The organism is Ilyomonas limi, assembly GCF_005233845.1.
Classification (GTDB): Bacteria; Bacteroidota; Bacteroidia; order Chitinophagales; family Chitinophagaceae; genus Ilyomonas; species Ilyomonas limi.
Genome location: NZ_SZQL01000001.1, coordinates 229,651 through 252,004, shown reverse-complemented (window position 1 = coordinate 252,004; position 22,354 = coordinate 229,651). Strand labels below are relative to the sequence as shown.

17 protein-coding genes are annotated in these 22,354 nt (G+C 42.9%); 14 read left to right on the top strand and 3 right to left on the bottom strand.

Going from position 1 to position 22,354, the window contains the following annotated elements; all coding sequences use genetic code 11:
* Positions 1–245 precede the first annotated feature (245 nt).
* The 6 genes from FC093_RS01030 to FC093_RS01005 all read left to right on the top strand — a co-directional run bounded on the left by FC093_RS01030 (position 246) and on the right by FC093_RS01005 (position 11,459).
* On the top strand, positions 246–3,254 hold the full coding sequence (locus FC093_RS01030; RefSeq protein WP_137259878.1) for an amidohydrolase family protein: 3,009 nt from the start codon (positions 246–248) through the stop codon (positions 3,252–3,254).
* Positions 3,255–3,295: 41 nt separating this feature from the next.
* Positions 3,296–3,709: a four helix bundle protein gene (locus tag FC093_RS01025; RefSeq protein ID WP_137259877.1), complete on the top strand. Its 414-nt coding sequence runs from the start codon at positions 3,296–3,298 to the stop codon at positions 3,707–3,709.
* A gap of 38 nt (positions 3,710–3,747) precedes the next feature.
* Positions 3,748–5,028 carry an amidohydrolase family protein gene (locus tag FC093_RS01020; protein ID WP_137259876.1) on the top strand — a complete coding sequence of 427 codons (1,281 nt, stop codon included), beginning with the start codon at positions 3,748–3,750 and terminating at the stop codon, positions 5,026–5,028.
* Positions 5,029–5,268: 240 nt separating this feature from the next.
* Complete coding sequence (locus tag FC093_RS01015) at positions 5,269–5,664, top strand: hypothetical protein (protein WP_137259875.1); 396 nt, start codon at positions 5,269–5,271, stop codon at positions 5,662–5,664.
* Positions 5,665–5,914: 250 nt separating this feature from the next.
* The gene (locus FC093_RS01010) at positions 5,915–10,306 is read left to right on the top strand and encodes a CusA/CzcA family heavy metal efflux RND transporter (RefSeq protein ID WP_137259874.1); all 4,392 of its coding nucleotides are present in this window, start codon (positions 5,915–5,917) and stop codon (positions 10,304–10,306) included.
* Positions 10,307–10,316: 10 nt separating this feature from the next.
* A complete protein-coding gene (locus FC093_RS01005) occupies positions 10,317–11,459 on the top strand; it encodes an efflux RND transporter periplasmic adaptor subunit (RefSeq protein WP_137259873.1) in 1,143 nt (380 codons plus the stop codon).
* A 233-nt stretch (positions 11,460–11,692) separates the two neighbouring features.
* Here FC093_RS01005 and FC093_RS01000 read toward each other — a convergent pair whose 3' ends face one another.
* On the bottom strand, positions 11,693–12,739 hold the full coding sequence (locus FC093_RS01000) for an AI-2E family transporter (RefSeq protein WP_137259872.1): 1,047 nt from the start codon (positions 12,737–12,739) through the stop codon (positions 11,693–11,695).
* 146 nt (positions 12,740–12,885) lie between these two features.
* Between FC093_RS01000 and FC093_RS00995 the strand changes: the two genes are divergently transcribed.
* The 4 genes from FC093_RS00995 (at position 12,886) to FC093_RS00980 (ending at position 16,640) form a co-directional block, all read left to right on the top strand.
* Positions 12,886–13,221 carry an ArsR/SmtB family transcription factor gene (locus FC093_RS00995; RefSeq protein ID WP_137259871.1) on the top strand — a complete coding sequence of 112 codons (336 nt, stop codon included), beginning with the start codon at positions 12,886–12,888 and terminating at the stop codon, positions 13,219–13,221.
* A gap of 93 nt (positions 13,222–13,314) precedes the next feature.
* On the top strand, positions 13,315–14,163 hold the full coding sequence (locus tag FC093_RS00990; protein WP_137259870.1) for an arsenite methyltransferase: 849 nt from the start codon (positions 13,315–13,317) through the stop codon (positions 14,161–14,163).
* 66 nt (positions 14,164–14,229) lie between these two features.
* On the top strand, positions 14,230–14,646 hold the full coding sequence (locus FC093_RS00985) for an arsenate reductase ArsC (protein WP_137259869.1): 417 nt from the start codon (positions 14,230–14,232) through the stop codon (positions 14,644–14,646).
* A 107-nt stretch (positions 14,647–14,753) separates the two neighbouring features.
* Positions 14,754–16,640, top strand: a complete 1,887-nt coding sequence (locus FC093_RS00980) for a CocE/NonD family hydrolase (RefSeq protein ID WP_137259868.1) — start codon at positions 14,754–14,756, stop codon at positions 16,638–16,640.
* Between the two features lie 184 nt (positions 16,641–16,824).
* On the opposite strand, the gene FC093_RS00975 is transcribed toward FC093_RS00980, so the two are convergent.
* Both FC093_RS00975 and FC093_RS00970 read right to left on the bottom strand, forming a co-directional pair.
* Positions 16,825–17,817: a YncE family protein gene (locus tag FC093_RS00975; RefSeq protein ID WP_240743141.1), complete on the bottom strand. Its 993-nt coding sequence runs from the start codon at positions 17,815–17,817 to the stop codon at positions 16,825–16,827.
* Positions 17,818–18,035: 218 nt separating this feature from the next.
* Positions 18,036–19,010 (bottom strand): DUF1259 domain-containing protein, encoded by a 975-nt coding sequence (locus FC093_RS00970; RefSeq protein WP_137259867.1) that lies wholly within the window; start codon positions 19,008–19,010, stop codon positions 18,036–18,038.
* 209 nt (positions 19,011–19,219) lie between these two features.
* Between FC093_RS00970 and FC093_RS00965 the strand changes: the two genes are divergently transcribed.
* The 4 genes from FC093_RS00965 (at position 19,220) to FC093_RS00950 (ending at position 22,228) form a co-directional block, all read left to right on the top strand.
* Positions 19,220–20,074 (top strand): chromate resistance protein ChrB domain-containing protein, encoded by an 855-nt coding sequence (locus tag FC093_RS00965; RefSeq protein ID WP_137259866.1) that lies wholly within the window; start codon positions 19,220–19,222, stop codon positions 20,072–20,074.
* Between the two features lie 56 nt (positions 20,075–20,130).
* Complete coding sequence (locus FC093_RS00960; RefSeq protein ID WP_137259865.1) at positions 20,131–20,577, top strand: chromate resistance protein ChrB domain-containing protein; 447 nt, start codon at positions 20,131–20,133, stop codon at positions 20,575–20,577.
* Positions 20,578–20,666: 89 nt separating this feature from the next.
* On the top strand, positions 20,667–21,008 hold the full coding sequence (locus FC093_RS00955) for a rhodanese-like domain-containing protein (RefSeq protein ID WP_170970951.1): 342 nt from the start codon (positions 20,667–20,669) through the stop codon (positions 21,006–21,008).
* A 32-nt stretch (positions 21,009–21,040) separates the two neighbouring features.
* Positions 21,041–22,228, top strand: coding sequence for a chromate transporter (locus FC093_RS00950; RefSeq protein ID WP_137259863.1), 1,188 nt, complete (start codon positions 21,041–21,043; stop codon positions 22,226–22,228).
* The last annotated feature ends 126 nt before the right edge of the window (positions 22,229–22,354 follow it).

The following is a 22,354-nucleotide window of genomic DNA, read 5'->3' as shown; positions in this document are numbered from 1 at the left end:
GTTGATTTTAACCTCTGTGCTCACTTTGGCTAAACAATTATTCTTTATTTTCTAATCCCAGCGTTGAGGTCTTCATTATATTCTTACAACATCAATGTCAACAAATCCAGTTTATCTATTTATATTGAACATAGCTGCTGCTTGTAACAGTTTGATGAAAAACTACCGTTTGTTGAAATGTCATTCTTTCCTCCTAACCTCTACATTTGCAGCGCTACTTATCTTTTCATTTTAATATTTTGTACATGAAAAAATACCGACTGCTTTGTTGGTGCCTATGCCTGTTTATGGCAGCATCGGCGCAGGAAACATTCCCGGTGAATGGCGTACACGACTATCGAACCAACTATTTTGCTTTTACCCATGCCACGGTGGTAAAGGATTCAAAAACCACCATTCCCAACGCAACGCTTATCATTAAAGAAGGCAAAATCATCAGCATCGAAAATGGAGGCGCGGTGCCCAAAGATGCCGCCGTGATAGACTGCAAGGGCAAGTATATTTATCCTTCTTTTATAGATCTCTACAGCGATTACGGTGTAGCGCCGCAGGAGCAGCCGCAACGTAGCGGCTTTAGCCAGCAAATGGTGAGCAATACCAAAGGCGCGTATGGCTGGAACCAAGCCATTAGGCCGGAAACCGACGCCTCCAAACTGTTTAAGGTAAATGACGATAAAGCCAAAGACCTGCGCAGCATGGGCTTTGGCACTGTCGTATCGCATGTGCAGGATGGCATTGCGCGGGGTACCGGTACGCTGGTAACGCTAAGTGATGATAAGGAGAATATGGATATGCTGAAGGATAAAGCAGCCGCTTTTTATTCTTTTAATAAGGGCAGTTCCACACAGGATTATCCCACCTCGCTGATGGGCGCGATTGCGCTGCTGCGGCAAACATATTTAGATGCACAATGGTATAAAAACCTCACGCCTGTACAAAAGGAAAAGTCTACCAGCGAAGGCACTAATCTTTCACTCGAAGCATGGAATAATAACCAATCTTTACCACAAATTTTTGACGCTGCCGATAAATGGAATGTATTGCGCGCGCAAAAGATAGCCAACGAATTTGGCGTACCCTATATCCTTCGCGGCGGTGGCAACGAGTACCAGCGTATGGACGAAATGAAAGCTACCAAAGCCTCTTTTATTCTGCCCTTAAACTTTCCCGATGCGATAGATGTAGAAGACCCGAATGCTGTAAGATTGGTGGCATTAAGTGTAATGAAACATTGGGAAATGGCGCCGCTCGAACCCGGTATGTTTGATAAGGCAGGACTCAATTTTACCCTCACTGCCAGCGGCACTACCAGCAAAGAATTTTTACAAAACCTGCGCAAAGCCATTGATAATGGTTTGAGCACCACCAAAGCTTTGGATGCATTAACCAAAACACCGGCTACACTCATTGGTGTGTATGATAAAATTGGCAGTTTAGATGCCGGTAAGCTCGCAAATTTTATCATCGCTACCGGACCCATATTTGAAGACAGCACGGTGTTTTTGCAAAACTGGATTCAGGGCAAAAAATTTATTATTGATGATGCCGGCTGGAATGACTATCGCGGCAATTACAAACTGACTGTAAAGCAGCCAAATCAAACCAAAGAATATACGGTAGAAGTAGGCGGCAAACCCGGCAAAATATCTGCCACGCTGAAAGCTTCCGGCGATACTGCTAAAACCGATATAAAAATTAATATCCTTAACAATTCGGTAAATCTTAGCTGGAGCAATAAAACGGATAGCAGCAAAGTAAATCACTTAACCGGCATCATCAGTGGCAACACCTGGGTGGGCACCGGCTATGCAGCTAACGGCGAGCCGTTAACCTGGAATATGCTGTACAACAGTGCATATATAGCCAAAGCAGATACGGCTAAAAAAGATACGGCAAAGAAGCAGGATATTAATAAAACAGTGTATTATCCATTTAATGGCTATGGCTTTGCCGAAATGCCGAAGCAGGAAGATATACTCATAAAAAATGCAACTGTTTGGACGAATGAATCCGCTGGCATTTTACCCAATACCGATGTATTAATTAAAGGTGGAAAAATTGCAGCTATTGGTAAAAATATAAGCGCATCGGGCACTAAGCAAATTGATGCAACCGGCAAGTATTTGTCGCCTGGTATTATTGACGAACACTCGCATATTGCCATCACCGGTGGCGTCAATGAATGTTCTCAATCCGTTACCTCCGAAGTACGTGTAGCGGATGTAATAGACCCCGAGGATATTCAGATATACCGCCAGCTCTCAGATGGCGTTACCAGCGCGCACCTCCTGCACGGTAGCTGCAACACCATTGGCGGACAAACGCAGCTGATAAAAATGCGCTGGGGTAAGGATGCCGAAGACCTGAAGTTTGCAGATTGGGACCCGTTTATCAAGTTTGCTTTGGGCGAAAATGTAAAGCGCACTTTCGTTAACAATAACAACCGTTTTCCGGATACACGCATGGGTGTTGAGCAAGTATTGGTAGATGCTTTTACCCGTGCTGAAGATTATCAAAAAATGGACGCTAATAAAAGGCGCGATTTAGAGTTAGATGCGCTTTCCGAAATACTCCATCACAAGCGATTCATTACCTGCCATTCGTATGTGCAAAGCGAAATCAATATGCTGCTGCATGTAGCCGACTCTTTCAACTTTACCGTAAATACTTTTACGCACATCCTGGAAGGTTATAAAATGGCTGATAAGATGAAAGCACACGGTGCTTATGCTTCCACCTTTAGCGACTGGTGGGCTTATAAAGCCGAAGTGCAGGATGCTATCCCGTACAACATTGCTTTGATGACTGATGTAGGTTTAACTGTTGCCGTAAACAGCGATGATCCCGAGCAGGCGCGGCACCTCAACCAGGAAGCTGCAAAGTCTATCAAATATGGCGGTTTAAGCGAAGAACAGGCATTTAAAACCTGCACATTAAATCCTGCCACTATGCTGCATATCGCCGACCGCGTCGGCAGCATTAAAGTAGGTAAAGATGCTGATGTAGTATTATGGAATGCGAACCCATTGAGCGTGTATGCCACGGTAGAAAAAACATGGGTAGATGGCATCGAGTATTTTGATAGGGGAAGAGATTCCATCATGCGCACACGCATAGCCGCTGAACGCAATCGCCTCATTCAAAAAATGCTGACTGCCAAGAAAGGCGGCGCCAAAACCACACCTGCGGTACTTACACCGGATGTGATTAACGAATGTGAAGAAGACAGGCGTGTTAGTTCGGGGATTCAATAACAATTTACAGGTTTAACGTTCAAAGTTTAATGTTTAATGTTATGGCAATGATTAAATGTTTTGAAGAGATTGAAGCATGGAAGCTGGCAAGAAGCTTTTATAACGTGATTGGAAATGTTATTGATAGTGGAAAGTTTAAAAATAATTTCGGGCTAATAGACCAGACAGACAGGGCAAGCGGCTCTATTATGGATAACATTGCCGAAGGATTTGAAAGGGGCAGCAGAGCTGGATTTATTGTTTTCTTAGGCTATGCAAAAGGTTCTGCGGGCGAAGTGCGCTCACAGCTTTACCGTGTGTTAGACAGAAAGTATCTTTTACAGGAAGAATTCAATGAGTTATATGCTCATATCATTTACATCAGCAGTTGCATTCAAAAATTTATTGAATACCTCCTAACCACAAAAATAAGCGGGATACGAAAAAAGAAGTGCCTCGTGCCACTCCAACTTTAAACATTAAACCTTAAACTTTAAACACAAAAAATCAAACCATGAAAAAAATAGCATTCATCATATTTTTAACAACAAGTCTTTCAACCGCTTTTTCACAAGCCAATGTACTACCTGCTCCGCCGCAGCAAGGCATCATTGCTTTAACGCATGCTACCATCCATGTAGGTAACGGTCAGGTAATTAATAATGGGACCATTGTATTTACCAATGGCAAAATAACCAGCGTAGGAACCGCTGCGCCAGCAAGTGATGCCAAAGTAATTGATTGCACTGGCAAGCAGGTTTACCCAGGTCTAATATTAGCCGACAGCTATCTTGGATTGATAGAAATTGGCGCCGTACGGGCAGAAAGGGATGAGGATGAAATAGGCAACCTGAACCCCGATGTGCGCTCGGTAGTGGCGTATAATACCGATTCAAAAATCATCAATACGGTTCGCAGCAATGGGGTTTTATTGGCTAATGTAGTACCCGATGGCGGCATTCTCAGCGGCACTTCTTCGGTAATGCAACTGGATGGCTGGAACTGGGAAGATGCGGTGTATAAAATGGATAATGGCATTCATTTTCGCATGCCCGGTTTAGCGCCACAATCCACCAAAAGTCCAGCGACAGATTTACTCAAAAAAGCCTACGACCAGATTGATGGGGTACGAACTTTTTTCCGCGAAGCAAAAGCATATTTGAATGAGCCAACACATGTCCAAACCAATATCAAGTTTGAATCAGTAAAAGGTTTGTTTGATGGTTCTAAAATATTCTTTGTGCATTGCAATCTTGTAAACGAAATGATGATTGCGGTAGAACTGGCAAAAGAGTTTGGCTTTCGCACCGTAATTGTGGGTGGTACCGACAGCTATAAAATTGCAGATTACCTGAAGCAAAATAACATAGCAGTGGTACTAAACCAAATGCATACGCTGCCTGTAATGCAGGACGATGATATTGATATGTATGCAAAGCTGCCCTACCAGCTACAAGAAACTGGTGTGTTATACTGCATTAATGATTTTGATGAAATGAATCGCGGTCGCAACCTGATGTTTAATGCCGGGGTAGCAGTAGGTTTTGGTTTAACGAAAGAGCAGGCATTGCAAGCCATTACACTCAACGCTGCCAAAATTCTCGGTATAGATAAAACCACCGGCTCGCTCGAAGCTGGCAAAGATGCCAACATCATTGTAAGCGAAGGCGATGTGCTGGATATTGAAACAAATAAAATAACTAACGCCTTCATCAAAGGCAGTGAAATCAATCTCGACAATAAGCAAAAGCAGTTGTATGAACGTTATAAAACAAAGTATGGCATAACGAAGTAAAAGAATATGGTAAAAGAGTAAAGCACCTGCTGTAAGTACTTACAGCAGGTGCTTTACTTTAGAATATAATAGTGCAGATTTCTGCTGCTATGGCGCGTGGACTCACTCACCACAGTTATCATCTGCCACACCGGATGCGGTAAATTAATTCTTAAAATCGCACCGAACAATCTGCCACACCAGAAAGTTCTCCTAAAATCCTCGTCCAGACTTATTTTTGTACCTGCTAAACAAACCAATTTGCGCCGAGTTATTGCTATATTTTTACTTTGCTTACAACTGTTCACCGGCACCGAACTGTGCCAGTTGTTCAAGGCGCCTGTTTTATTAGAGCATTACCGCGAGCATAAAGGCGGCGATGAAAGCCTTACTTTTTTATCTTACCTCCGTGAGCATTACTTCAACAGCGATGAGCGTAACCCCGATTATGCACGGGATATGCAGCTACCGTTTAAAAGCTGTGCCGGCGTGCTCCTGGCAAGTCATAGCATTTCTATACCAATACCCGGTTTTACTATTGTGCCTCCTGCACCGGCTTTCGAAATAGAAAAGCAATATCAAAGCTTTAAGGGTGACTGGCAACCTTCTCAAATTATTAATACTATTTTTCAACCTCCCCGGGCCGCTGAGGCATAGGATTATTTGCTTTCGTTCTCACAGATGACATGCCTGCCCGCTGGCAGACATAGATAAGTACAGATAATTTATTGAGATACTGTTGCTCTGTAAAATGCTTTAGTAGAAGAGTGGTAGCGCTCTGACTAATGCTGTGCTATCAAAACATATCATGTATGTTATTGATAGCCCGAAGCTCATTGCTTCCAGCTTGCAGCTTATACCTCATTTGTGAGAGACTTTCCATTTTTTTATTTCAGAAAACAGCAACATGCTTAATAGAATTATTGCATTTTCTATCCGCAACAAACTCATTGTGGGTATGCTTATACTGGCACTCATTGGCTGGGGCATTTATAACGTTACCCGGTTGCCGATAGATGCGGTGCCGGATATTACCAACAATCAGGTGCTCGTTATTACCTCCTCGCCTTCGCTGGGCGCAGCAGACATAGAACGGCTTATCACCTTCCCCATAGAAATTGCCACGCGCAATATTCCCGGCATCATTGAGCAACGCTCATTCTCGCGTTTCGGACTTTCTATTATCACCATTGTATTTGATGATAAGACCGATGTGTATTGGGCACGGCAACAGGTAAGTGAACGGCTGACCGAAGCCAAAAGCCAGATTCCGGAGGGTTTAGGCACGCCAACGCTTGGGCCGGTTACTACCGGCTTGGGCGAAATTTTTCAATACGTGGTTCGTCCCAAGCGGGGCTACGAAGGAAAATATACGCCCGTAGAATTGCGTACCATCCAGGATTGGATTGTGAGAAGGCAACTCTTAGGCACGCCCGGTGTTGCCGATGTCAGTTCGTTTGGCGGCAAGCTAAAGCAATACGAAATAGCAGTGAATACTGATAAGCTGAAAAGCTATCACCTCACCATCTCCGATTTGTTTAATGCGTTGCAAAACAATAACCAGAATACCGGCGGTGCTTACATAGAAAAAGGTCCAACCGCGCTGTTTATCAGAAGTGAAGGATTGGTGCAGCAGGAAGAAGATATAAAAAGTATCGTTGTAAAAACACTGCCTGATGGCACACCGGCTACCATCAACGATATTGCTACAGTTGGGATTGGTTTTGCCACGCGCTATGGCGCTATGACTTACAACGATCAGGGTGAAGTTGCCGGTGCAATAGTGATGATGTTAAAAGGTGGCAATTCTTCGAAAGTAATAAAAGATGTAAAAGCTAAGATTGCCGATATATCCAAAACACTGCCCGAAGGGGTAATAATTGAGCCCTTTTTGGACAGAACCAAAATGGTCAACAATGCAATTGGCACAGTAGAAAAAAACCTCATTGAAGGAGCGCTTATTGTGGTGTTTATATTAGTGCTGTTTTTGGGCAATATAAGAGCAGGCTTGCTTGTGGCTTCCATCATTCCATTGTCCATGTTGTTTGCCATCAGTATGATGAATCTCTTTGGTGTAAGCGGCAACTTAATGAGCCTTGGTGCGCTTGATTTTGGGCTGATAGTAGATGGCGCTGTGATTATTGTAGAGACAGTGATGCACCACTTGCATCAAAAGAGTCTTTTCAAGAATAAACTGCAGTTGAGTCAGGAGGAAATGAACACCGAAGTGGAACATGCTGCCGGCAAACTGATGAATGCTGCCATCTTTGGACAAATCATTATTCTTATTGTTTACTTCCCCATTTTATCGCTGCAAGGCATAGAAGGAAAGATGTTTAAGCCAATGGCGCAAACAGTGATATTTGCCATTATAGGCGCATTCCTGCTTTCGCTTACGTATGTGCCCATGATGAGTTCTTTGGTATTGAGTAAAAAACTTATTACAAAGCAAACATTCTCCGATAAAATGATGAAGCGGTTTGAAAGCTGGTACCGGCCTGTATTGCAAAAAGCACTCTCTTTTCCCGGGACGGTTTTGTTGCTGGCGGCAAGCCTGTTTTCGGTGGCACTGTACATCATCCTCAACATGGGTGGTGAGTTTATACCAAAGCTGGAAGAAGGAGATTTTGCAGTGGATACACGCGTATTAACCGGCAGCTCGATCACTACTACCATTCAATCAACACAACAGGCGGCGCGTATTTTATTACAACAATTTCCCGAAGTGCAAAAGGTAGTGACCAAGATTGGCAGCGGCGAAATACCTACCGACCCGATGCCAATGGAAGCATCGGATATGATGGTAGTATTGAATCCAAAAAAGGAATGGACTTCTGCCAAAAGTTTTGATGAACTCGCCGAAAAAATGAGTACTTCTTTGGAAGAAGTGCCCGGCATTACCACCGGCTTTCAGTTTCCGGTGCAAATGCGTTTTAATGAACTAATGACCGGCGGACGGCAGGATGTGATCTGTAAAATATTTGGAGAAAACCTCGATACATTGGCGCATTATGCCGGGCGCATTGGCAACATCATCAGCAAGATTGAAGGGGCAAAAGATATGTATGTAGAATCGCAAACCGGGCTGCCACAAATTGAAATCAATTACAACCGCCAGGCGCTTGCGCAATATGGTATTGCCATCAGCGATGTAAACAACATTGTACAATCGGCGTTTGCCGGCGCGGTGGCAGGGCAAGTGTATGAAAATGAGCGCCGGTTCGATCTGGCGGTTCGTTTAGCAAATGCGGAACGGCAAAATCTGGCTGATGTTCAAAACCTGCTGATTCCTACTTCGCGCGGCGAACAGATTCCGTTGCAGCAAATAGCTGATGTGCAGATAAAAGTAGGACCCAACCAGATACAACGCGAGAATGCACAACGGAGAACAACCGTGGGCTTTAATGTGCGCGGAAAAGACGTGCAAACAGTAGTAAAAGAACTACAGGAAAAAATGGCTGCACAACTCAAGCTTCCACCGGCTTATTACGTTACGTACGGCGGTCAGTTTGAAAACCTGATAGAAGCCAAACAACGGTTGAGCATTGCCGTACCCGTTTCACTCGCACTCATCTTTATCATGCTGTATTTTGCCTTTCATTCACTCGGCGAAAGCCTGCTCATTTTTACGGCTATTCCCCTTTCTGCCATTGGCGGCGTGTTTGCGCTTTTCATACGCGGTATGCCTTTTAGTATATCGGCAGGTGTTGGTTTTATTGCCCTGTTTGGTATTGCTGTGTTAAATGGCATTGTACTCTTAAGCGAATTTAACCAATTGGAAAAAAATGGTATAAAAGACCCTTTGCAGCGCATCAAAGAAGGCACACGCAACCGGCTTCGTCCTGTATTAATGACAGCTTCGGTAGCATCACTTGGTTTTTTACCAATGGCAATCAGTACCGGCGCGGGCGCCGAGGTGCAACGACCATTGGCAACAGTGGTGATTGGCGGTTTAATCAGTGCCACATTGCTTACGCTGGTAGTATTGCCGGTATTGTATGGCGTATTTCAAAACATCAAAACAAAGCGTAAACACAAAGCGGTTTTATCAAAAAACATTAGTACAAAAGCTATCGTTATACTGTTCTTACTTACCGGCGCATCATCGCTTGCAGTACGTGCGCAGGAGCATACTATTTCCTTGCAGGCGGCTATTGATACTGCATTAAACCAAAACCTAAGCATTCAGGCGGCAAGATTGCAAACAGCGGTGTTGAAGCGAACCGAAAACACAGCCTGGGACCTTCCTTTTACTACTGTACAGGCAGAGTATGGACAAATGAATTCTATTGCTAATGATACCCGTATTAACGTATCGCAATCTATGGCTTTTCCGCAGGTGTACAACCGGCAAAGGGCCTTGTATGAGGCACATACAAAAAGCGGGCTGTTGAATGAAAAAGTTGTCAGGCTGAATATAAAAAAAGAAGTTACCATTTTGTATTACGATATGGCAACAATGCTGCAAAAAATAAAGTTGCTAACGAAAGCCGATAGTATTTATGCTGCTTTTCTGCAACGGCAGCAACAACGCTTTAATGCCGGTGAAGTGAACGTGCTGGAAAAGACTTCAGCAGAAACACAACGTATGCAGGCGCTTATTCAACTGCAACAGGCAGCAGCAGATTTTCGCATCGTACAGAACCGCTTTAGCTATTTGCTTAACAGCAATACACTATGGCTGCCCGAAGAAAGTGAATCCATCACTCCTTTACTGTCATTGCCCGATACTTCTTTTGTCAGTCAATATCCGGCAATATTGCGCAAGCAACAGCAACAACATATTGCCTTGCAGGAAATTAAACTGAATCGTGCAAAGAAGCTGCCATTACTCAATGCAGGTTATTCCAACCAATCTATTATCGGCTATCAGCATGTAAACGGAACAGAAAAATATTTCAATGCTTCGAAACGGTTCTCTTCGGTGATAGCAGGCATTGGTATTCCTATTTTCAGCAAATCACTCAATGCCCGTATCCGCGGCAGTGAGGCGCAGTACAGGGCGGTACAGGCGGAATATGCCGATACACTGGCTTTGCAAAAAGCCGCATTGCAACAGTTGATACTGCAATACCAAAAGCAAGAGCAAACATTGAATAATTACCGGCAGGCAGTAACAAAACAGGTAGCGGTTATTTACGAAAATGCAACATTGCAGTTTGTGAACGGCGCCATCAGTTATTTAGAATGGGCAATGCTTATCAACCAGGCCATCAGCCTGGAGGCAAGCTATATAGATGCACTGAATGAACGCAACAAAACGGTTGCCGAACTGAACAGTTATAGTCCTGATTTTTAAAAAGAAAACAATGAATAAGATATTAATATTTACCTGTTGCATTTTTCTGTTTTCCTGCTCGCAAAAACAGGCAGAAACCAATACAACAACTACACAGCAGGATACTGCCTCCAACATCGTAATGCTTACCAATGCACAACTGAAAAACGCAGGTATTGAAACCGGAAAGCCCGAAATGCGCAGCATGCCTTTGCAACTGAAAGTAAACGGACTGATTGATGTGCCGCCAGAAGGCATGGTCACCGTTAGCTTTCCTTTGGGTGGTTATGTAAAAAGTACCGAATTGTTGCCCGGCATGCACATCCGCAAAGGACAAACGCTTGCAGTAATGCAAGACCCTTCGTTTGTGCAGATGCAGGAAGATTATTTAATGGCAAAAACAAAGCTCTCGTTTTTACAGAAAGAAGCAGAGCGACAGAAATTATTAAACACTACCAAAGCCACCAGCGATAAAGTATATGAGCAAACGATAAGCGATTATGAATCGCAAAAAGTATTGGTAAGTGCGCTGCGTCAAAAGTTGCTGCTTATTGGCATACAACCCGATGGTTTAACTGATGCCAACATTAGTAGTACGGTTGCCATTCCTTCGCCTATCAGCGGTTATGTATCATCGGTAAATGTGAATGTGGGCAAATACGTCAATCCATCTGATGTGTTGTTTGAACTGGTGAATACAAGCGATCTGCATCTGGCATTAACAATATTCCAGAAAGATTTGCCCCATATTCATTCCGGGCAAAAAGTGCAGGCTTACTTAACCTCCGATACCACTAAAATGTATCCTGCAGAAATAATACTGGTAGGCAAAACACTGGATAGTAACCGCAGTGCAACAGTGCATTGCCACTTCATTGGCGCAGAGCCACCATTGCTGCCCGGCATGTTTATGAATGCACAGGTACAGGTTTCAAACACCAATAGCATTGTCGTGCCCGAAGATGCCATTGTACGCTCGGGAAGTGAAGAATATGTGTTTGTTGAAAAAGATTCGGGACAGTTTGAAATGACGCCTGTGCAAACAATAGTGAGCGGTGGTGGTTTTGTTGCACTTAGCAGTGACAATAATAGTTTGATAAATAAAACCATTATTAAAAAGAATGCTTATTCTGCTTTAATGAAACTAAAGAATACTGGTGAAGAAGAGGAGTAAACTTTTGTTTGATGTACGTTTGAGTTAAAGTCTGGTGGCCGCTTTTTCTATTAACAGTTGCATATATCGCTAAGTATATGCAACCACAAAGTCATGAAGAAAAGAAGTGGCACAAAGTACTATTTTATTCCTTATTATAGTCTCTGTGTTCTTCGTGACTTTGTGAGCCAAATAATCATTTTTAAACAGCCGCTTAATGCTCTTCTATATCCTTTAAGCAGCATATTATTGCTTTATTTTTCCACTTTTCCCATCAAAAATCCCAGTGGCTGCAACGGTTCTACATTATCAAAAATAATTTTGGCAATACCCATCAGCGGTATTGCCAGCACCATACCAGGTATTCCCCAAATAAGCTCGGCCAATACAAGTCCCGCTATCGTTATCAGCGGGTTAATATCTACTTTTTTGCCTACTACTAATGGCTCCAATAAATAGGTTTGAATAAATTGAACAGCTGCATACGTAATAATAACGCCTACTATCATTGTGTTGCTGCCGCCTTGCACAATAGTCATAAGTATAGCTAATAAAGTGCCGGTGATATTACCTACAAAAGGCACTGTTTCCAGCACAGCCGCCAATGTAGCAAAGAGTATTGCATTTTTTACACCAACTATACTAAAGCCAATGCCGTACATGATGCAAAGGGAAAGAATCATCAATGCCAGCCCGGTAATATACTGTTGCGCCACCAGCCGGCAATCGTCTATTACTTTATCTGCCTTAAAACGGCTCTTAGAAAAAAACATGCGAAGCATAAATTCTTTAAGGTGCCCGCGATAGTAAATAAGCAGGAATGTATATACGATAAACAGGATAAAATCGGTAATAAAACCACCTATGCCGGCTAACAGTTTGGCTACTCCATCAGCAATATAACTGCCCGATGAAGTACCACTTTGTCCGCTGGCAATTTTGCTTTGCTCCTTAACCGGTACGCCAAATGTTTGCTGTATGTAATGCTGGAACTCATTGACTTTTTTAGTAGCCTGTTGTTCTATATTACCCGATTCTTCTACCAGGTTGGATACCTGCCACGATAGCACATAAATAATAATCCCGATAGCTGACAGGAACACTAAGACGGAAAGTAAAACCGCCAGCCATTGGGGCAGCCGTTTCTTTTGAAGCCACACGGTTACAGGCAGCAGCAGCATAGCTACCACAACCGCAAACAGGAGCGGCACTAAGAAAGGCTTGGCAAGAACTGCTAAAGCAACAAGCAGACCCAACAGCAGTAATGCCCGTATAGTTTTTTGTATTGACAAAGATTGCATAATGGATATATACAAATTATCGTACCATTTAATTAATAAACTGAATGAATGCAGTGTAGCTGTGTTGATTCATTGGCATTAAGAACATACATATTTAATTTGCTATTTTCAAATTCTATCGTAATATTGCGATAAGAATAGAGAATATGGGAGCAGCTAAATCAACCGAATTTTCAATAAAAGACAACAGTATTGCCAAATATGCAAAGGCTTTATCGCACCCGGCGCGTATTGCCATACTAAAACTGCTGACCAAGCGGCAGGCTTGCATTTGCGGCGATATTGTAGAGGAACTGCCCTTATCGCAAAGCACCATTTCACAGCACTTAAAAGAACTGAAAGCAGCAGGACTGATAAAAGGCGAAATAGAAGGTGCCAGAGTGTGCTATTGCATTGATGAAAAGCAATGGAAAAAGGCACAGACAGCGTTAAATGACTTATTTGAAAGTTATAATAAAACAAACAGCAGTAATTGCTGCTGATTTTTTTTGAATAATACTATCGTAATATTACGATAGTATTCTGAAATATAGAAGGAAAAACGAAGAATAGTATTAACACATAAAACAACTATTATGCAAACAGAAGAACAATTAAAAGAACTGGTAAAACAAAAGTATGCAGCCATTGCTTTACAAAGCAAAGAAACCAATGCCGCTTCGTGTTGCGGCTCGGGCTGCTGCAGCACCGAAGTGCATAGCATTATGAATGATGATTATACTGAATTAAAGGGCTACAACCCCGACGCAGACTTAGGTTTAGGTTGTGGATTGCCTACACAATTTGCCCAAATAAAAAACGGAGATACGGTAATAGACTTGGGTAGCGGTGCCGGCAATGATTGCTTTATTGCCCGCGCAGAAGCTGGTGCTGAAGGCAAAATTATTGGCGTTGATTTTACACCTGCCATGATTGAAAAAGCGAGGGCCAACGCAGAGAAAAGAGGTTATAATAATGTAGAGTTCAGAGAAGGCGATATACAAAGGCTACCTGTAACTGCTAACGTAGCTGATGTAGTAGTAAGCAATTGCGTATTGAACCTCGTGCCCGACAAAGATGCTGTTTTTAAAGAAATATACAGGGTATTAAAGCCCGGTGGACACTTCAGTATTTCGGATGTGGTGCTGAGAGGAGCGTTGCCAAATGCCTTGCAGGAAGCGGCTGAAATGTATGCCGGCTGTGTGGCAGGCGCTATACAAAAAGAGAGCTATTTACAATTGATAAAAGGTAATGGCTTCACCAACATAACCGTTCAAAAAGAAAAAACGATAGTTATACCTGATGAGATATTGAAGAACTACTTAAGCGAAGGAGCTATACAACAATTCAAAGAAGGCAATACCGGTATATTCAGCATTACTGTATATGCCGAAAAACCGGTTGCGGAAAACAAGGACTGCTGCGGGGATGATTGTTGCAGATAGATTATACCATTGTGATAACTACTTTTATTCACTTTTTGAATATAAAATAAACAGCATTATTTGTACATGAAGAAGATATTAGTGCTCTGCACCGGCAATAGTTGCCGCAGCCAGATAGCAGAAGGATATCTACGCCATTTTGCAAACGGCAAAGCCGAAGTGTATAGTGCCGGTGTAGAAACACATGGTGTAAATCCGCGTGCTATTGCCACGATGAAAGAAGACGGAATAGATATTTCGCAGCACACTTCCAATAACGTAAATGAGTACCGCAATATAGACTTCGAGTATGTGATTACAGTATGCGATAATGCCAAAGAACGTTGTCCTTATTTCCCTTCAAAAGCACAACAATTTCACCATAATTTTCCTGATCCTGCAAAAGCCACCGGTACCGAAGCGGAGATTAGAGAACAGTTTAGAAAAGTAAGAGAAATGATAAAGGAATACTGTAAAGACTTTGTTTTGCGGTATGTGCTATAAGATGCAAAGGAGCAAGTGGCGGTAAGCTATTAGCAAGAATAATTTTATTGCCACTTGCTCCTTTTGTACTTTAGACGTTCCTTTTTGTTAATCATAATGCTAGCAATATGCTGAAACCACTTTTACTCTTTTGCTCTTTATTCTTTATCCTCGCAGTAAGCGCACAAAATGAAGACAGTACCTGGATGCGGGAACATTATACCAAAAAAGAAGTGTACATACCCATGCGCGATGGCGTTAAACTATTTACCTCAGTGTATATGCCCAAAGACACTACCGAAAAGCATCCTATATTGATGACGCGCACACCGTACTCCTGCGCACCGTATGGTGACAGTGCATGGAAAGCCTATTGGAATAGCTATACCATGACTTACCTGAAAGAAGGTTTTATTATGATTACGCAGGACGTGCGTGGCCGCTGGATGAGCGAGGGTACTTTTATGGATGTGCGTCCTTTTAACCCCGATAAAAAAGGTACTGAAACAGATGAATCCAGCGACACGTACGATGCCATAGATTGGTTGGTAAAAAACATTCCCGGCAACAACGGCAAGGTGGGTGTATTCGGTATTTCGTATCCCGGTTTTTACTCTACCATGGCGGCCGCGAGCAACCATCCGGCACTGAAGGCGGTAAGTCCGCAGGCACCCGTTACTAACTGGTTTATTGGCGATGATTTCCATCACAATGGCGCTTTCTTTGCTATGGATGCTTTTGCATTTTATTCTTCTTTTGGCAAGCCACGCCCGAAGCCTACCACTGTTGGCCCTACGCCGTTTGACTACTACACGCACGATAATTACCAATTTTATTTAGAAACCGGTACACTGCCCAATTTGGCGAAGCTGATGGGAGATAGTATACATTTTTGGAAAGACTTATACGCGCATCCCATCTACGATGCATGGTGGCAGGCACGCGATGCGCGCAGGGCTACCGCGCATTTAGAACCGGCGATGCTGTGGGTGGGCGGCAACTTTGATGCAGAAGATAACTGGGGTGCCTGGAATGCCTACAAAGCCGCAGAACAAAACAATCCTGCCAAGCCGTTTAATAAGATTGTGATGGGTCCCTGGTATCATGGGCAATGGGCAAGCAAGGACGGCACACACCTTGGTAATGTATGGTGGGGCGCCAACACTTCCACGTGGTATCAGCAAAACATAGAAGTTCCATTCTTCAATTTTTTTCTTTTGGGCAAAGGGGATATTTCCAAACTGGCAGAAGCTACTATTTTTCTCAGCGGCAGCAATGAGTGGAAACAGTATGACCAGTGGCCACCTGCTAATGCACAACGCACCAACCTGTATCTGCAGGACAGCGGGCGTTTGGGCTGGAATAAAGCTATTGGTAAAAGCGCTTATGCCCAATACACCAGCGATCCGGCTAAACCGGTGCCTTATACAGATGCGGTGCATTTTGAACGTACCCGTGAGTACATGACCGACGACCAGCGCTTTGCTGCCCGCCGCCCCGATGTGCTCGTTTTTCAAACGGATACACTACCCGATGACGTAACTGTAACAGGCAATGTAGTTGCTAACCTATACACCAGTATTTCGGGTACCGATGCGGACTTTGTAGTAAAGGTGATTGATGTATTTCCAAATGTATTTGCTTATCCCGAGCATACTACTGGTAGCGATGGCGATGCCTTTTCGCGCAGCTACCCGATGGGAGGTTATGAAATGCTGGTGCATGGCGAAATATTCCGTGGACGCTTCCGCAACAGCTTCGAGAAACCGGCACCTTTTACACCTGGCAAAGTAGAGAAAGTAAGCTTTAAGCTGGCGGATTTAGCCCATACGTTCCAAAAAGGACACCGCATTATGATACAGATACAGAGTAGCTGGTTTCCGCTGGCAGATAGAAATCCGCAGCAGTTTGTAAACATTTACACGGCAACCGAGAAAGATTTTAAGAAGGCTGACATTAAAATTTACCACAGTGCCACCTATCCTTCCAATATAGAATTACCGCTATTAAAGTGATGATATAACGGATTGGGTTGAATAATAAGCTGGTTAAAAGCGCATGGAATAATTAGCTGATGATTGCACTTCTAGCCGGCTTTTGTTTGGGTAATTACACTCAGGAGAACCGGAATGATTTTACATACGGATAAAAAGGATATAAAAGAGCAAAGTTGTTTGCAGCTTACGCCCAGTTGCGTGTTTAATCATTGATTTTATATACGGCTAATGCCGCATATTTCCCACCAGAAGGCCTTTCTGCTACGACAAATCTTTGCAAAGAAGGAATAAGCAAAGAAGTCCTCGCACCAGACCTCGTAGGTATGTTTGCAATTCTTGTAAAGCCGGAGTTGCTTGCTTTTTTGAAAATATTAATAGCGCCATCGCCACCACTTGCAAAAATTTCCTGTTTTGGTTCATAATAAAACACATCATCCACATCACCTATCAGTGCTGTACGGCTTCGCTCTTTGCCTGTTGTAGCATTATAACTTACCAACATTGGTGGATTGCGATAACCAATAATAACGCTGTTGCCGGCAGTGTCCAATGCCATAGGGAAGTTTGCCTTCAGGCTGTCTATTTTCCAGGTGTGAATCACTTTTGCTGTTGGCATGTCAATAACTGCAACGCTGTTGTTATCCGGAAGATTAACGAATAACAGCTTGTTCTTTTCATCTATCTGCAGGCTTTCAGGATGGACAGGTAATGGTATATTAGCTGTTTGCTGATGGGTAGCTGCATCAATTACTGCTATGCCGCCACTGCCATAACCAACATATATCTTTTTATTACCGGCATCATATCGTACGTTATCAGCATCGCTGCCTAAATGCACCGTGGCAATAGTGGCATACGTAACGGCATTATAAAACATGCAATTGCCATTGCCACCATTGGCTACTACCAGTTCGTTTTGTACAGGCAGGTAGCAAACACCTTGGGGCTCATCCAGTCCTTTGATGCTGTGTATTACTTTACCCCTGTTTAAATCAACTACTTCCACGGTGTTGCTCCCCAATGCAGCTACATACACCAGATTATCTTTCAGATTAATTGTTAAATGGTCGATCCTGCCACTTACCTCCGGCATTTCAATGGATTTTTCCAGCGTCAGGTGATCGGTGCCAAGAGGTGGCTGACCATTGCAGCTTATGCAGCAGTAAAGCAGGATGAAGAAAGGGATTGTTTTCATAAACATGACTTTAAAAAGCGGTAGTGTTTCCAATTGTATGATGAGGGTTAAAAGTGTATTGTTTAATTCCCTCAACTGCTGTAATATAACCCAGGGCTAAAGCCCTGGGTTATAAAGAACAGCGTTCATATCTTATCATCATACGTTTAAAAACACAATCTAAAAAGTTACCCTTACAGGAGTAGCAATTTACATGTATTATTACCTGTAACTACTGTTTACATTTTTGTACCATGCTCCATTTGCTTTTTTCCGGTTTGGCTTAATGCCGCTTTGAGCCCTTTAGCCAGTTGTTCAGCATTGCCAACACCCCAATAATGCAGAAAGAAAATGCGTGGCTGTTCATGCACCATGTGATTGTGTAATGCCACTACTTCTATTCCATTTTCTATCAATGCTTTTACTACCGGTGCTACTTCGTCTTCCAGCATGGTAAAGTCGCCGGCTACTGCCGCCCTGTCGGGTGTGCCCTGAAAAGCAGCCCAGGTATTAAACCCTAAAAAAGTTGATACCGGCATACCATGTTCCATCAGTTGTACATCCGGGCGGCCAATGGTATATTTATACACGCCTTTACTCATCTCTCCTTTACTACCTAACATATCATCCAGCTTTTGGGTATTCAGGGTATTGGTAACACTGCCGTTTGATGCTGTTCCTTTTGCCGGGTCGCTACCTCTTACTTCATTTATTTTATCCAATACGGCTTTTACCTTTTGAGCCATCGCCTCTGTACTTCCCGAGCCGCCGATGTGCATGTACATGATATTGGGATGATTGCGGATGAAATGGTTGTGAATGGCAGTGATGGTTAAGCCTTGCCGGATAACTTCCTGTTGCACGGGCTTGAGGTCTGTTTCGGTAAGTACCAGATCGCCCATTGCCATTACGCCGTCATCTGATGGTGAAAAAGCCACCCAGGTGCCTAAACCCATAGCAGGAATAATTTGAAAGCTATCTACCATTACATTCAAATCATTCTGCGGAATAGTGATTTTAAACTCGCCGTTTTTGGAAGTGCCTTTCCTGCCGGTAATCTTTGCTATAGCTGTTGTATCAACCCACTTAATAGTACTATTGGCGTTTGTTTGTTGCTGGTTTACCTGTGCAATTGTTGTTTGATACAATGCAGTAATGCTAATAAACGATAAGCATAGTACTGCATGCCTGGTTACGCTCGGTGCGCTTTTCATAAAGATTAATTTTTTAGTGCTTTTACAATTGTGGATGAAACCTTGTAAGGTGCACCAATCCTTTATCTTAAAATTGTATATAAATAACCTTTTGTATATTATTTACCTTTTTGTACAACTTCTCTATTGCTGCCGATATTTTCTTTATAACAACCAATATTTCCTGTAGCTTGTATGTTGAAAACTACCAAATTTTAAGCCGTTAAAAGATGAAGTGGATTACCAGAGAACGACCAAAAATAGACCGCATTGCCTGCCCCTGGCTGATAAAGCATTTTGTGGATAAGGAAGCGGAATTTATGTATGTTCCGGCTGAGCAGGTAAAGGAGCGAGCCCAGGCAATCGGCGCCATTCCGTTTGATATTCCCGATGTGGAGTTTTCTCATCATGAAGATAAATGCACTTTCGATTACATCATTGAGAAGTATAGCTTAACAGATCCGGCGCTGCAAACCATGGCCTTGATTGTAAGGGGTGCCGATACCGACCGGCACGATATTGCCAGCCAGGCAGCGGGCTTATGGGCTATATCGGCAGGGCTGGCTTACAATATTCAGGATGATTACGAGCTACTACAAAAAGGGATGATGCTGTACGATGCCTTATATAACTGGGCAAAGTATTTGCAAAAAGTAAAGCATACTCAAAACCCGGTAGATCACGTTTTTATAGATGTATATAATAAGTTCATCAAACAGCAATCTGCACAAAAGAAAACGCCAGCCTGGGTGAAAGAATTAAAACAGATTATACAAGACCAGATAGATAGCAATATCAATCTTACCCAGATTTCAAAAAGCCTTGATATCAACCCATCTTATCTATCCAGGGAATTTTCAAAACACTTCAACAATCTTTCTTTTGGTGAATACATCCGAAAGCTACGCATTGAAAAAGCGATTGAATTGATGCAACAAAACAAATACACGCTTACAGAAATTGCCTATCTCACAGGCTTTTCCGATCAAAGCCACTTCACCAGGATTTTCAAACAGCATACGGGCAAAAGCCCCTCCCTTTATAAAAAAGAATGGGATAAAAGTAAAAAGGATACAAAAGGTTAATTCCATTCTATTTAAACGTGTATGGTTAAGCAATATTTGCGTCTAAACGGTATAACATGAAATGGATAACAAGGGAGCGCCCCAAAATAGACAGAATTGCCTGCCCCTGGCTGATAAAGAACTTCGTAGATAAAGAAGCACAATTTATTTATGTACCGAAAGACAAAGTATTTATAAAAGCTGATGAATTACAGGCTATCCCTTACGACATTCCCGGCGCAGAATACACCCACGAAGGCGACTATTGCACTTTTGACTACATTGTTAAAAAGCACAATCTTACAGATCCGGCTATCCGGCAAATAGCAGCTATTGTTCGTGGTGCCGATACTGATAGCTTTCAGCTTGCACCACAGGCTGCGGGACTTTGGGCAATTTCGGCAGGACTTTCTTACAACTATACAGATGATTATGAAATGCTCTCTATCGGTATGAAGATGTATGATGCTTTATATAGTTGGGCAAAATACGTTCAGGACGAAAAACACATTTGGAAAGCTTAGCGGTAAATGCCTAAGCAATGTATTTTAATTATAAAACATTTCAAGCCCGATAATTTATGCGGCCAGCTATTACCAAACAAGAAGTGCAATTGTTGCAGCAGACCAATGCCAGTGTAAAAATGGTTGATATACGTGCTATAGAGGAATATGAAAAGCAGCATATACCCAGGGTTATGAATATTCCGGCAGAGCATCTTAATGATAACCTTATAGTATTTGATAGAGAAGATATTATTGTTTGCATCTGTACTCATGGTAAAGAGCGCTCTCAGCAGGCTGCAGAATTGCTCTATCATCAAGGGTTTAAAAATACTTTTTACCTCCTGGGTGGAACGGCAGGCTGGCTCAATCAAGAGACGCCTCTTGCTAAAGCAAGTACCGATATAAGCTTACTCCACTTAGAAGCAGCAATGAATAACAGAGAAAATTGATCTTACTACAAACCTATCTCTAAATATTTGTGATGGAAGCAATTTCTACAACATACAAACCTGCTTATACACTTAAGCAACTGGTATTATATTTTTTAAAACTGGGCTATGCAGGCTTTGGCGGCCCGGTTGCACTGGTAGGCTATATGCACCGGGATTTGGTGGAAGAAAGGAAGTGGATAAGTGAAGAAGAATACAAAGATGGCTTAGCACTGGCACAGCTTGCGCCCGGTCCGCTGGCAGCCCAGTTAGGCATTTATATAGGGTATGTGCACTACCGGATATGGGGCGCAACACTATGCGGGCTTGCATTTGTACTTCCCTCCTTTTTAATGGTTGTAGCAATAGGCATTGCGTATAAACTGTTTGGTGGCTTGCCGTGGATGCAAGCTATCTTCTACGGCGTAGGTGCCGCCGTTGTAGGTATCATATCCATCAGCAGTTATAAACTTACCGAGAAGTCTATCAGCAAGTTTACAGCTAAGGCATTCGCAGAAAAGTGGATGCTGTGGCTGTTCTTTCTTTTAGCTGCTGCCATTACCATTGCAACGCAACAGGAAGAAATACTGCTGTTTATTGCAGCAGGCCTGTTATACATGTTTGTAAAGGCGCCGCCGGGGTGGTTTAAAAAACCAGCCGTTGTAAATGTTGTTCTGATAGCCGGACTTGGCCTTGGCGATGTTGAAAATAATACGCTTGTAAAAATTGCCTTGTTTTTTGCCAAAGCAGGTGCATTTGTATTTGGCAGTGGATTGGCTATTGTCCCTTTTTTGCATGGCGGCGTGGTTACCGATTATCACTGGCTGAATGAGCATGAGTTTATAGATGCAGTGGCAGTGGCTATGATTACCCCCGGGCCGGTAGTGATTACGGTAGGTTTTATTGGTTATCTGGTAGCCGGTTTTGCAGGTGCAACGGTAGCTGCTTTAGCTACTTTTTTGCCGTGTTATTTATTCACTATTTTACCTGCTCCCTACTTTCATAAATATGGTAAACACCCCAGCATCAAAGCCTTTGTAGATGGCATCACCGCAGCAGTAATAGGTGCATTAGCCGGCTCGGTAATAGTCATTGCGGTACGTACCATCAAAGACCTGCCAACAGCTATTATAGCATTGGCCACTATCGTTATTTTATTAAAAACAAAAAAGGTAAAAGAGCCGGCTATTATTCTGGTGGCTGCACTTATAGGAATAGCACTAAAATGGCTTTTTGCATAGATTGGTTGTTCATCGCACAGCTATTGCAGCACAGCTTGAGACCCATAATGACTAAAACTTATGAGTGGTGCACACAGCGCTATCTCAAAAGAAGCATACTGCATAGCTGCCACCCGGTGCAGCCTG